Below are 12,280 nucleotides of genomic sequence, written 5' to 3'. Positions count from 1 at the left end.
CTGAAGGAGAGAAAGTCTTGCGCTATTTGGCCAGTTTATCGCCTTAATCGAAACGACTAGCCTGAGCTCACTTTTCCCCTACCCAAGAGGTTGCGCCAATGAAGGCTGTCGTTTACACCCAACCCGGTTTGCCGATCCAGGACCCGCAGTCGTTGTATGACGCGCAGTTGCCCGAACCCAAGCCGGGAGCCCGGGATCTGCTGGTCGAGGTAAAGGCCATTGCTGTCAACCCGGTCGACACGAAAATCCGCGCGAGCCGCGGCGGTGAGCAACCACAGGTTCTCGGCTGGGATGCGGTTGGCGTTGTTCGCGAGGTTGGGTCAGAGGTCACGTTGTTCCAACCTGGCGATGAGGTTTTCTACGCCGGTGCCATCGACCGTGCTGGCAGCTACAGCGAGCGCCATGTGGTGGACGAGCGTATCGTCGGACACAAACCCCGCAACCTGGACAACGCCAGTGCCGCAGCCCTGCCCCTTACTTCCATCACCGCATGGGAGCTACTGTTCGACCGCCTGGGTATTGAGGAAAACGGGGGCCAGGGCCAAAGCCTTCTGGTGATCGGAGCCGCCGGCGGGGTGGGCTCGATCCTGGTCCAGCTCGCCAGCAAACTCACACAGCTGGTTGTCATCGGCACCGCTTCAAGGCCTGAAACCCAAGCCTGGGTCAAGGAGCTGGGGGCGCATCATGTCATCGATCACACCAAACCGATCCCCCATCAACTGGAAGCGCTCAAGTTGGACCCGGTCGATCATGTGATCAGCCTGACCCATACCGACACCTACCTCCCCCAACTGGTCGAAGTGCTTCGTCCACAAGGCAAGCTCGCGCTGATCGACGACCCGGCGCAACTGGATGTCATGCCGCTCAAGCGCAAATCCCTTTCCCTGCACTGGGAGCTCATGTTCACCCGTTCGCTGTACCAGACCGAGGACATGATCAAGCAGCATCAACTACTCGATCGCATTTCACAGCTGGTCGATGATGGGGTGCTCAAGACTACCCTCGGCGAGCACTACGGCACCATCAACGCCGAGCACCTCAAACGCGCTCACGCCTTGATCGAGAGCGGGAAAGCACGCGGCAAGATTGTTCTGGAAGGCTTCTGATAGCGTTCCGGTTCCGAGGCAAGGCTCAGCTTTCATGACCACCCCGTACTCCGCTTCGCGAATGCACAAGCCGTGAACCATTACCTGAAAGGAACGTTTCACGGCGGCTGCCGGCATTCTCAAGGCTTTGCAGTGCGCCCTTTTTTCCATTGCGCCCTGGAGACACCTTCAGAGTAACCGGTGACACCGATCGCTACCTGCTGAATGCGGCCGCCATGCTGAAGGAAGGCCTCGACCTGCTCGCAGATGCGCACATGGGCTTTTTGGGCGGCGTTGGGGTACGTCTGGGACATGTTGGCATCTCGGTTATGAGCCACTGAACGACAGTCACCCGAGCAGGCACTATACACCCTGCATTGCCATCAGGGCCTGAAGCCTGCCAAAACCCTGCTTTTGTCGACGGGAGGGGCCATGGCCATGCTGGGCTGCATGCGCCCACGCCCAAGAATGCTTGCCTGAACATATGGTAATACGTATATTCGGCTTTCCATATGTGCAGGCACACCCATGATCACCCCGCCCGATGTCTTCAAGAGCCTCTCTGACGAAACCCGCGCTCGCGCCACCCTGCTTATCGCCAGCCTGGGCGAACTGTGCGTCTGCGAACTGATGTGCGCGCTGGACGACAGCCAGCCCAAGATCAGTCGCCACCTGGCACAACTGCGCAGCAATGGCATGCTGCTGGACCGCCGTCAGGGCCAGTGGGTGTATTACCGCTTGAATCCGGAGCTGCCTTCCTGGGTTCACGAGATGCTGCAGGTCACCTTGCAAGCCAATTCGCAATGGCTGGCAGACAACGCCCTTCGGCTGAAGAACATGGACGGCCGCCCCGTTCGTGATTCGGCCTGCTGCTGATCATCACCAAGCGAGATATTCATGCTGCCCGCCATTGCTGTCTTCGTATTCACCCTCATATTGGTCATCTGGCAGCCCAAGGGGCTCGGGGTTGGCTGGAGCGCCGCGCTAGGCGCCCTCATTGCCCTGGCTACAGGCGTGGTTTCGCTGCATGACATCCCTGTCGTATGGGCCATTGTCTGGAACGCCACCGCCACGTTCATCGCGATCATCATCATCAGCTTGCTGCTGGATGAGGCAGGTTTCTTCGAATGGGCCGCATTGCATGTGGCGCGCTGGGCAAACGGCGGTGGCTACCGCCTGTTCGCCTTCTGCGTACTGCTCGGCGCCGCTGTATCGGCCCTGTTCGCCAACGACGGTGCGGCGCTGATCCTCACCCCCATCGTCATGTCGATGCTGCTCGCGCTGCGCTTCTCACCTGCTGCGACACTGGCCTTTGTCATGGCAGCAGGCTTCATTGCCGACACGGCAAGCCTGCCGCTGGTGGTTTCCAACCTGGTCAACATCGTCTCCGCCGACTACTTCGGCCTGGGCTTCGCCGAATACGCATCGGTGATGGTGCCGGTGAATATCGCCAGCGTGGCGACCACCCTGCTGGTGCTTTTTCTGTTTTTCCGTCGTGATATCCCCAAGCAGTACGCGCTCGATGCGCTGAAGGCGCCGAGCGAGGCAATTCATGACCACGCCACCTTCAAAGTCGGTTGGTGGGTGCTGCTGGTGTTGCTTGCAGGCCTGTTCGTACTGGAACCTCTGGGCATCCCGATCAGTGCGGTGGCCGCCGTCTGCGCCGCAATCCTCTTTGCCGTGGCCGCTCGTGGTCACCGCATCTCAACCCGTCGCGTGCTGCGGGAAGCGCCGTGGCAGGTGGTGATCTTTTCTCTGGGCATGTACCTGGTGGTGTACGGCCTGAAGAACGCCGGCCTTACGGACATGCTCACCCATCTGCTGGACTGGCTTGCCGGGCAGGGACTGTGGAGCGCGGCCATTGGCACCGGGTTGATCTCCGCGCTGCTGTCCTCAGTCATGAACAACATGCCCAGCGTGCTGATCGGCGCATTGTCGATCCAGGCCAGCGGCGCAGAGGGCCTGGTACGTGAGGCGATGATCTACGCCAATGTCATCGGCTGCGACCTTGGCCCGAAAATCACCCCGATCGGCAGCCTCGCCACGCTGCTTTGGCTGCATGTGCTGGCGCGTAAAGGCATGCGCATCACCTGGGGTTACTACTTCAAGGTCGGCCTGCTGCTCACGGTACCGGTTTTGCTGATCACCCTTTCTGCTCTGGCACTGCGCCTGAGCCTCTGACGTTCGCCACCCAGCGGAGGAGCCCTCCATGCGAGTCCTGTTCATGTGCACGGCCAACAGCTGCCGCAGCATCCTTTCCGAAGCAATGTTCAACCACCTGGCACCGCCCGGTTTCGAGGCGGTCAGCTCTGGCAGCTTCCCCAAGGGCCAGGTGTTGCCACGCAGCCTGAGCACGTTGCAGCAAGCCAATATCTCGACCAAGGGCCTGAGCAGCAAAGGCAACGATGCGTTCGAGGGCAACCCGCCTGACATCGTCATCACCGTCTGCGACAAGGCCGCGGGCGAAGCCTGCCCGGTGTATTTCGGCCCTGCGCTGAAGTCGCATTGGGGGCTGGAAGACCCGTCCGATGTCGTGGGTGACGAAGCTTCGGTCGATGCGGCGTTCCGGGCCACACTGGCCCGCATCGAATCTCGCTGCCAGGCCTTCTTCGCACTGCCGTTCGATCAACTCGACCGCGCGCAGCTCAAGCACGCGCTGGATCGCATCGGCTCGCTTTGAACAGGAAAAATACATGTCCGAGCAACTGCCTAACCTCGACCTCACGCTGTTCGACCTGCCACCTTCGGCAACCCCGACCAGCGAACACAAACCACGTATCCTGCTGCTGTACGGGTCTACCCGAGAACGCTCCTTCAGTCGCTTGCTGGTAGAAGAAGCCGCACGCCTACTGGAGCACCTCGGTGCCGAAACCCGCACCTTCGACCCGTCGGGCCTGCCGCTGCCTGACGAAGTACCCGTAGAGCATCCCAAAGTGCAGGAGCTGCGTGACCTGGTGCAGTGGTCAGAAGGCCAGGTGTGGTGCTCGCCGGAGCGCCATGGGGCGATGTCGGCGGTGTTCAAGGCACAGATTGACTGGATTCCCTTGGCGCTGGGTGCGCTGCGTCCCACCCAAGGCAAGACCCTGGCCGTGATGCAGGTGTGCGGCGGCTCGCAGTCGTTCAACGTGGTCAACCAGTTGCGCGTGCTGGGCCGCTGGATGCGGATGTTCACCATCCCGAACCAGTCTTCGGTTCCCAAGGCTTATCTGGAGTTCGACGACGCCGGACGGATGAAGCCATCGCCCTACTACGATCGGGTGGTTGATGTCATGGAGGAGCTGGTGAAGTTCACCGTCCTGCTACGCGACCGTCAGGCATTCCTGGTGGACCGATATTCAGAACGCAAGGAAAGCGCCGAGCAGCTATCTGAGCGGGTCAATCAGCGATCAATCTGAAGCAACCTCGGTTCAAGACAGTGGAAACGACAGGGTAGCGGCCAGCCCGCCAGCCGATCTGTTTTCAAGACGTACCTGCCCACCCATGCGGCCGATGATGGTAGCGACGATGGAGAGCCCGAGGCCAGCACCATTTGGGCTATTGCGGCTATAAAAGCGTTCGAATACACGGGACAGGCTCTCCTCATCGATACCCGTCCCTTCATCCTCGACGACCAGTTCGACGCTGCTGTCCAGGCGCCGCAGTGACACGGCTATGCGCCCACCAGGCGGTGAGTGTTCTACCGCGTTGGACACAAGGTTCTGTAGCGCAATGCCCAGCGCGCCAGCGTCGATCTGCAGGTGGTGGTCCCCTTCGTCGATGTCCAGCGAGGGTTCCAGGCCACGGTCCAGTATCCATGGCGCCAGTTCAGCCAGGGTTTCGGTGACGACTTCGGCAAGGTCGACCCGGGTGCTGGCTCGCTGCCCCAGTTTTGGCTCAACGCGGGCCAATGTCAGCAACTGGTTGACCACCCGTGTCAGCCTATCGACCCCGCCCACAAGAAAGCCCAAGGCTTTCTCGCGCTCGGCATCATTGCTGGCGGCCAGCGCGTTCTGCGCGTGCAGCCGCAGTACGGCCAGAGGCGTACGCATTTCGTGGGCAGCATCGGCAATGAAGCGATGTTCACGTCGCAGCAGATCGTCGATTTGCGCCAGCAGGCGATTGATGGCCGCCTGCATGGGCTCCAGTTCAGTGGGAAGCGGTACCAGTTGCAGCGGCTCCAGCGAATCGGCATGGCGCCTGCGGATGACATTGGCCATGTTCTGCAGTGGCCGTAGCCCCCAGCCGATCGCAGCCCACACCAGCAGTGCCAATGCCAGGCTGCCAAGCAGGAACGGGAACAGCGTGTGGCGAACGATGCGGTCGATCAGGTCGTAGCGCACATCATCACGCTCACCCACCCAGATAAGCCAGTGTTTTTCCGGCACCGGCAAAACGAAACCGCGCCATTGTTCACCACCACTGGAAAAGTCGTAGAACCCTGGAGCAGTGGGTGGTGGGTCAATTGACGGCGCACTGGGTGTATGTACCAGCAATGCCATGCCTTCACCCCAGACCTGGAACGCCAGCTTGCTTTCGTAAGGGTGGCCCACCTGGTGCCGCCCCGCTTTGCCCAAGGCATCGTTGAAGGCCTGATACAGCGCCTCACGCGAGCCCTCTTGTACCGGCATGCTCATGACGCCTTGCAGCAAACGCGCATTCTGGGCGAGATGCGCGTCATACACCTCGTTAATTTCGTGGCTGCTGTCATGGTAGTTATAGAGCGCAAGCAGGCCGGTGCCGAGTAGCAGCAAGAGCATCACACGCCACAGCGTACGCTGGCGTAGCGAGCTCATGCCTTGACCTCGACCAGATAGCCAATGCCGCGCACCGTGCGAATCAGGCCGTTGAACAGCTTCTTGCGCAGGTGGTAGATGTTCACCTCCAGCGTGTTGCTCTCCGGCTCTTCATCCCAGCCATACAGCAGTTGAGTCAGGCGTTCACGCGTGAATACCTTGCCGGGATGTGCCAGCAACTCATGCAGCAGCACATACTCTTTGGGGGTGAGCACAACTTCGACGCCATTGTAGTGCACTTGCTGGGTGGCCGGGTCCAGGCTGACCCCGGCATGCTCGATCAGCACCTTGGCGCGCCCTACGCTGCGCCGCAGCAAGGCGCGCAAGCGCGCCTTGAGCTCGTTGAGGTCGAAAGGCTTGACCAGGTAATCATCGGCGCCGGCATCCAGGCCGGCAATGCGATCATCGAGAGCATCCCGCGCGGTGAGGATCAGCACCGGCAAGCTGTCGCCGCCTGCGCGTAATCGCCTGAGTAGCTCGATGCCATCCATACGGGGCAATCCAAGATCCAGGATCAGCAGGTCGAAGGTCTCGTGTTGCAGCGCATGCAAGCCACTGACACCGTCACACAACCAGTCGAGGGTGTACCCCTCCTGGCGTAAGCCGTCGCAAATCCCCTCCCCCAGTGCAATGTCATCCTCAACCAGCAACAGCCGCATGTTCAGTCCTGTTTGTCCTTGATGGCCTTGAGTAAAGCATCGATATCGGCACGCCGGCCCTGGTCAGCCAACTCACGCCCCGGCCGGGGCGGTGCCTGCAAGGCTTTCTGCAGGGCTGCGGTAGCTTCAGGGTAGCGCTTCTGCCGATACAGATGATCAGCCCAGAAATAGTTGCTGTCGATACCGTTGGGGTTGATCTGCAAGGCTTTGCGCAGCATCTTGTCGGCCATTTCGGTATCACCGAAACCGATAGGCCAGCCTGGCACCTGATCATACAGCGTACCCAGGCTGGTGTAGGCCGAACCTTGCAGCGCGTTGGGCTCCAGCTTCATGGCCTGCTCCAGGCTGGCTTTCGCCGCCTTGACCTTGCCCAGTGCACTGAGGCCACCCGTCGCCCCCGCCCAACTGCTGTTGATGATGCCCTCCCAGATCAAGGGTTCAGGTGTGCCGGGATACTGATGAACAAATGTTGCTGCATCGCCTGCCAGCTTTTCGAAGGCGTCGGCACGCTTGTCCTTGGGCATTTGGTACTGAATCTGCGCCCAGCGCTGCTGCAAATCGCTCAGGCGCTGGCTGCCTGCCTGGTCCAAAGCCCAGGTGAAGGGTGCGAATGCCAGCAAGCTGGCAATGAACAGACGCTTCATTTGTTCGACTCCTTGGAATGGCTGCCGATATAGCGGCGAATGACAGGCAGTTGCTTGCGCAGTGCGCGATCGACCATGCCCGGCAACATGCCGTTGATACGCACGAAGAGCTTTTCCGGCCACCCCAGATAAAGCTCGGTGCGCTCGGATTGCACCGCCTGAAGCACAGCACGAGCGACGTCCGCAGGGTCGTCCATGCCAACTTTCAGCGCTTGATTGAGCGCAGTCGCGGCGCTGCTGTTCATCGTTGTACGGGTTGCCCGTGGGGCGGCATACAGCACGTTCACCGTGGTATCGGCCAACTCGCGGCGCAGCGCTTCCGAAAAACCACGCAGCGCAAACTTGCTGGCGCAGTAGGTGGCGTAGCCGGGGTAGCCGATCGAGCCATAGGTTGACCCGACATTGACCACCAACGCCTTGGGCTGAGCGCGCAGCAACGGCAGGCAGGCGCGTGTCAGTTGCAAAGGCGCCTTCAGATTGATGTCCAATAGCTCGTCCAGCGCATGCTCATCCAGCTGGTCGAGCAGAGCGAAGCGATTCACGCCAGCCGCGTTGATCAGCACATTGACAGCCCCCATCTCGCGTGCCCGCTCGATGACGTGTTCGCGCCCTGACTGGCTGCGCAGGTCGGCTTCCTGCCAGCGCAGCCGGTCGGGGTACCGGTTCATCAGGCCAGCCAGCTTGCCCATATGCCGGCTGACCGCCAACACCTGGGCACCGGCAGCGCAGAGCTGTTCAGCCAACTCCAGGCCTATGCCCCCACTGGCGCCGGTGAGGATCACCACGGACTCAGCCAAACGCATGGTGCACCTCTTGCTGCCCGGCACGCGGCAAGCCCTGGAACATCTCGGTATACAAGCGGTAGACGACCTTGGCCGCGTGGAGGACGGCCTGCTGGTCACCGGCATCGTCGAGACGGTCCATCAACTGTTTGTAGGTCACCATGTGGTCCTGATCGAGCGCACCGTGCGAGCTAAGGTAGCTGAACGCCTGGTCTGGCAGTGCCAATGTGTTCTGGATGACGCCCGCCGCCTGGGTGGCCAGGGCGATGCTGGTGCCTTCGAGCACGTTGACCATGCCGAACAACCCGACCGGGTTGCCGCGTGCGATCAAGTCGTACAGGTAGGCAACCATCAGCTCGATGGATTGCACCGGCTGGCCATCGCGCACGGCCTCCCAGTCACCGCCGCACGCTTTGATGTCGTTGAGGATCCACTGTTCGTGGCCGTATTCCTCCTCGATGTATTCGCAGACCGCGCCGCGCAGCCACTCCAGCCGTAGCGGCAATCGTGCCCCACAGGCCATCATCAGCGGCACGGTATGGCGCACATGGTAATAAGCCTGAGTCAGGAACGCGACGTAGCTGTCCAGGCTGACCTGGCCGGCCAGGGCCTCGCGGATCACCGGTACGGCGAACAGCGCCTGACGCTCTTGGGCGGTTTGTACTTGCAGGGTGTCGAAAAAGGACATTGTGAACCTCACAACGAGATGTCGGATAACAGGGTGTGGTAACGCTGCAAGATCGCCTCACGTCGCGGGCGGCCATTGGCAGTCAAGGTTTCGTCAAGCGTGCTCAGAGGCACAGGTAAACGGCGCCAGGCGTGTACCCGGGCGTAATCGGGCAACCGCGCGTTGCATTGCTGTACGGCCTGTTCGATGGCCTCGTCGCTGATGCCGGGATCCAGGGGCCAGAGCAAGGCAAGGTTGTTTGGCAGGGCTTCGCCATGCACGAAAGCCTGGGCGATCACGCCACTTTGGCTCAGCTCGGCTTCCACCCACTCCGGGTTGACGTTGCGCCCGAAGCTGGTAATGAACTGGTGCTTCTTGCGGCCATCCAGATACAGGTAGCCCTCCTCATCGAGGTGGCCTACATCGCCTGTTGCCCACCACTGCCCGGTTACAGGCGGCTCTCCCAGGTAGCCCAGCAATATCGAGCCGGCCACCAGAACTTCGCCATCCTCGGCGATGCGCACCTGCACATGCGGCAACGGCTTGCCAACGCTCCCCGGGCGTACAGCCCCTGTGCGATTGAGCGCCACTACCGAGGCGCACTCGGACAAGCCGTAACCTTCGAACACTGGCAAACCGACCGCCTCGGCCCGCGCGAGCAGGCTTGGCGATACCCGAGCACCGCCTACCGCCACCAAACGCAGTGGGCCGACCCGCATCAGGCCACGCTCGATCGCTGTCACCAACCCCATCAGCAGCTGCGGCACCAGGATCAGGCTCTGCGCACCACTGAGGGCGATTGCGCCCAGCAGGCGCTTGAAGTCGACCTGGCTTGCCCCTCCCATCCCCAACTGCTGCTGCGGGTAGAGCTGCACACAAGCGCCAGCCATGAGCGCGGCGTAGACGCCCAGGTTTTCCAGCAAAACCCCCAGTGGCAGTACCGCCAGGTATCGCTGCGGCTCGGCTGGGCGGCTGGCGGCCTCCAGCTCATGCGCCACACGCAGCATGATTTCAGCGCTCAGGCACACGCCTTTGGGCGTGCCGGTGCTACCGGAGGTGTAAGTGATCTTGGCAGTGCCCTCAGGCAGCGCCGGGGCGGCAACACTGTCACGCAGCCAGACATTCGCTGGTGCCTGCTGGTCAAAGCCAAGCGCAGTGAGCTGATCAGCCCACTGCGCCTCGCACACGACCGCCGTCACTCCGCTTTGCTGCAAGCAGTGCTGGAACTGGGCTGCGCTGAAAAACGACGGCACTATCACACTGGCACGTTCAGCGAACAGCGCCGCCAGATCCCAGAATAGCGCTTCGGGCCCGTTATCCAGCACCACGGCGAAGGTTCCCGCAGGTTGGTTGCGCAGGCTGGCCGCGCGAGATTCGACTTCGTCAAGCAGTTGCTGGTAGGTGTAACGCTGCGCATCTCCCTGGACGGCCACGGCGTCAGGATGTTCCACGGCGTGCTGGCGCAACAGTGCCTGAAAGGCAGTCAGTTCATGCCGCATGGCCGGTCTCCAGGGCTAACATGGGAAACCCAAGCCGCTCGAACATGCCCGCCTGTTTCAGGGCATCGAAGCCAAAGCCTATGTTGCCGGCAAATACCTGTGGTCGCTGGTCGTAGTAGGTCCCCCACTGGTCCACTTGGCCCTGCATGCGAGCAGGATCCGCTGAGGCCAGAACAGTGGGCACCAGCCCCAGTCGCCGGAAACTGTTGAACAGTGTCGCGGCGCCCGTGAATGCCACCCACTCCAAACCGCGCATGGCCAGCAACCACGTCACGGCGATGATCATTATTCGAGCGCTGCCGGCGCTGAGCGAGGCCAGGTTGCCTACTTCTACCATGCAGTTGCGATCCGGTGAGGCACCGGTTACCCGTGAAACAGCAGATTCCAGAGGCTCGTCCAGATACCGCTCAAGGAAGAGCGGCCCTTCGCTGGCCGGTCGCATGCCTGCCGCCGCGATCAGGCGACCGTGGCTACCCTGCAAGGCAAGCAGTTCCGGCAGGTAATGCTGCACATCCGCCTGGTGCACGCTGGCAAAGCGCTCGTGTATGAAGTGCTCCAGCTCGCCGCGCCCTTGATCGTCGCTGAGGTGAAGAGAAAGATGCGCCTGATGATCGGCATGGCTACCGATGGGTAACGGAAGCAAACTGTGCCATTGATGAGATTGAGTCATGAAATTTCCCCGCCTGGGTGCGACGGAGGGAATTATCAGGGCCGAATCTGAATGCAATCTGAAGTCGACTACCGTCGAAGCGCATCAGCCAGGCATTCGTTCATGTGCTGGATTGACTATGACCGAGCACGACGCGTACCCAGCTCGATCCAGACGGGTGCATGGTCGCTGGCCTTGGCCTCGTTACGCACCCACGCATCGACACCCGCCCGTTTCAGATAAGGCGCAAGCTCGGGGTTGAGCAACAGATGATCGATTCGCAACCCGGCATTGCGCGCCCAGTGGTTACGGAAATAGTCCCAGAAGGTGTAGACACGCTCGTCCGGGTACAGATGGCGTATGGCATCGAGCCAGCCCTGGTCAAGCAGTCGTTGGTAACACGCTCGCGACTCAGGTTGCAGCAATGCGTCCTTCATCCAGGAACGCGGGTTATAGATGTCCATGTCAGTGGGCACGACATTGAAATCCCCTGCCAGCAGCGTGGGGTGGCCACTTTCATAGAGGCTGCGTGCATGCTTGATCAGGCATTCGAACCAGTGCAGCTTGTAATCGAACTTGGGCCCGGGCTGCGGGTTGCCGTTCGGCAGGTAGAGGCACGCGACCAATACCCCGTGTGCCGCAGCTTCCAGATAGCGGCTCTGGCCGTCCTCTTCCATGCCGGGCAAGCCGCGGCGAACCTCAAGCGGATCGCTGCCCCGCACCAGAATGGCCACGCCGTTCCATGACGGTTGCCCATGATGAAGGCTGCCATAGCCTGCCGCCTCAAGCTCCGCACGAGGGAACTGCTGATCGGCCGCCTTCAGCTCCTGCAGGCAGGCGATGTCAGGTTGCTCCCGCTCCAGCCAGGCCAAGAGCGCCGGCAGACGGCTGCGGATGCCATTGATGTTGAAGGTGGCAATCTTCAGCGCTTTCATGCGTCCGGGTCGCTCACATGGGCCTGCACGGCATCTTCCAGCGCGCGGATATGCGCTTCATCGGCCAGCGCCTTGAGCGCCAACCAGTCGTCCCAGTCGATGGCACCGTCGTCGCGCAGGGCCTCGGCAGTGCGGAGCAGTTCATGGTGGTAGGCATCCGGTGACTCGCGCCGGTAACTGATGTCGTCGTACTGGGCGTACCAGGCTTCAAGCTCGGGAATGTTGCGTTCGATGCTCATGAAAGCGTCCTCGCCGTACCCTTTGCTTGTCAGAACCCGGGCACAGCGCGACGTTCAATCAGGTGTCACTGAAAGTAATGGGGATACAGTGCCATGTCGCTCTCCAGTTTGTCCGCATCGGCTGCCCTCTTGCGCACTTCGGCATAAAAAAGCTGGCACTGGTTCTGAAACCTTGTGAAATCGCGGTTGGCGGTTTCAATGGCACTGCTCAGGTCGATGCCCTCAAGGCCTTCGACAAGCCGCTGTGACAAGGTATACGCCTGCCAGCAGGCTTCAACCTGCTGCAGCCCCTTTGCAAGGTTCTCGGTGTCGATAGTCGCCATTGCAGCACCCTCTTTGGACCGAGCAT

The 12,280-nt window shown here is 61.2% G+C and carries 16 protein-coding genes; 5 read left to right on the top strand and 11 right to left on the bottom strand.

The window, feature by feature from the left end; genetic code table 11:
* The first annotated feature begins 98 nt into the window (after positions 1-98).
* Positions 99-1,106: a zinc-binding alcohol dehydrogenase family protein gene (locus tag GST84_11120; GenBank protein XGB12893.1), complete on the top strand. Its 1,008-nt coding sequence runs from the start codon at positions 99-101 to the stop codon at positions 1,104-1,106.
* A gap of 119 nt (positions 1,107-1,225) precedes the next feature.
* Here GST84_11120 and GST84_11115 read toward each other — a convergent pair whose 3' ends face one another.
* Positions 1,226-1,399, bottom strand: a complete 174-nt coding sequence (locus tag GST84_11115) for a hypothetical protein (GenBank protein XGB12892.1) — start codon at positions 1,397-1,399, stop codon at positions 1,226-1,228.
* Between the two features lie 214 nt (positions 1,400-1,613).
* On the opposite strand from GST84_11115, the gene GST84_11110 reads away from it, so the two are divergent.
* From GST84_11110 to arsH, 4 genes are read left to right on the top strand one after another with little or no spacing between them, the layout of a single operon-like run.
* Positions 1,614-1,961: a metalloregulator ArsR/SmtB family transcription factor gene (locus tag GST84_11110; protein XGB12891.1), complete on the top strand. Its 348-nt coding sequence runs from the start codon at positions 1,614-1,616 to the stop codon at positions 1,959-1,961.
* Between the two features lie 21 nt (positions 1,962-1,982).
* Entirely contained in the window at positions 1,983-3,266 is a 1,284-nt protein-coding gene (gene arsB / locus GST84_11105; protein ID XGB12890.1) for an arsenical efflux pump membrane protein ArsB, read from the top strand.
* A gap of 28 nt (positions 3,267-3,294) precedes the next feature.
* Complete coding sequence (locus tag GST84_11100; GenBank protein XGB12889.1) at positions 3,295-3,765, top strand: arsenate reductase ArsC; 471 nt, start codon at positions 3,295-3,297, stop codon at positions 3,763-3,765.
* Positions 3,766-3,778: 13 nt separating this feature from the next.
* A complete protein-coding gene (gene arsH, locus GST84_11095) occupies positions 3,779-4,480 on the top strand; it encodes an arsenical resistance protein ArsH (GenBank protein XGB12888.1) in 702 nt (233 codons plus the stop codon).
* 12 nt (positions 4,481-4,492) lie between these two features.
* On the opposite strand, the gene GST84_11090 is transcribed toward arsH, so the two are convergent.
* The 10 genes from GST84_11090 to GST84_11045 form a co-directional block, all read right to left on the bottom strand.
* Positions 4,493-5,857 (bottom strand): two-component sensor histidine kinase, encoded by a 1,365-nt coding sequence (locus tag GST84_11090; GenBank protein ID XGB12887.1) that lies wholly within the window; start codon positions 5,855-5,857, stop codon positions 4,493-4,495.
* Positions 5,854-6,516: a response regulator gene (locus GST84_11085; GenBank protein XGB12886.1), complete on the bottom strand. Its 663-nt coding sequence runs from the start codon at positions 6,514-6,516 to the stop codon at positions 5,854-5,856. The genes GST84_11090 and GST84_11085 overlap by 4 nt, the downstream gene beginning before the upstream one ends.
* Positions 6,517-6,518: 2 nt before the next feature.
* Positions 6,519-7,160 carry a hypothetical protein gene (locus GST84_11080; GenBank protein XGB12885.1) on the bottom strand — a complete coding sequence of 214 codons (642 nt, stop codon included), beginning with the start codon at positions 7,158-7,160 and terminating at the stop codon, positions 6,519-6,521.
* The gene (locus GST84_11075) at positions 7,157-7,963 is read right to left on the bottom strand and encodes an SDR family oxidoreductase (GenBank protein ID XGB12884.1); all 807 of its coding nucleotides are present in this window, start codon (positions 7,961-7,963) and stop codon (positions 7,157-7,159) included. Before GST84_11075 ends, GST84_11080 begins: the two co-directional genes overlap by 4 nt.
* Positions 7,950-8,630, bottom strand: a complete 681-nt coding sequence (locus GST84_11070) for a biliverdin-producing heme oxygenase (GenBank protein ID XGB12883.1) — start codon at positions 8,628-8,630, stop codon at positions 7,950-7,952. Before GST84_11070 ends, GST84_11075 begins: the two co-directional genes overlap by 14 nt.
* 8 nt (positions 8,631-8,638) lie before the next feature.
* A complete protein-coding gene (locus tag GST84_11065; GenBank protein ID XGB12882.1) occupies positions 8,639-10,108 on the bottom strand; it encodes an AMP-binding protein in 1,470 nt (489 codons plus the stop codon).
* Positions 10,098-10,778, bottom strand: coding sequence for a thermostable hemolysin (locus GST84_11060; protein XGB12881.1), 681 nt, complete (start codon positions 10,776-10,778; stop codon positions 10,098-10,100). The genes GST84_11065 and GST84_11060 overlap by 11 nt, the downstream gene beginning before the upstream one ends.
* Positions 10,779-10,894: 116 nt before the next feature.
* Positions 10,895-11,692 (bottom strand): exodeoxyribonuclease III, encoded by a 798-nt coding sequence (gene xth, locus GST84_11055; GenBank protein XGB12880.1) that lies wholly within the window; start codon positions 11,690-11,692, stop codon positions 10,895-10,897.
* Positions 11,689-11,931: a hypothetical protein gene (locus GST84_11050; protein ID XGB12879.1), complete on the bottom strand. Its 243-nt coding sequence runs from the start codon at positions 11,929-11,931 to the stop codon at positions 11,689-11,691. The genes xth and GST84_11050 overlap by 4 nt, the downstream gene beginning before the upstream one ends.
* A gap of 65 nt (positions 11,932-11,996) precedes the next feature.
* On the bottom strand, positions 11,997-12,254 hold the full coding sequence (locus GST84_11045) for a hypothetical protein (GenBank protein ID XGB12878.1): 258 nt from the start codon (positions 12,252-12,254) through the stop codon (positions 11,997-11,999).
* Between the last annotated feature and the right edge of the window lie 26 nt (positions 12,255-12,280).

The sequence above is a fragment of the Pseudomonas putida genome, assembly GCA_041879295.1.
GTDB lineage: Bacteria > Pseudomonadota > Gammaproteobacteria > Pseudomonadales > Pseudomonadaceae > Aquipseudomonas > Aquipseudomonas putida_Y.
The sequence above is the reverse complement of the archived record's forward strand: the minus strand, read 5'-3'. Positions and strand labels throughout refer to the sequence as shown.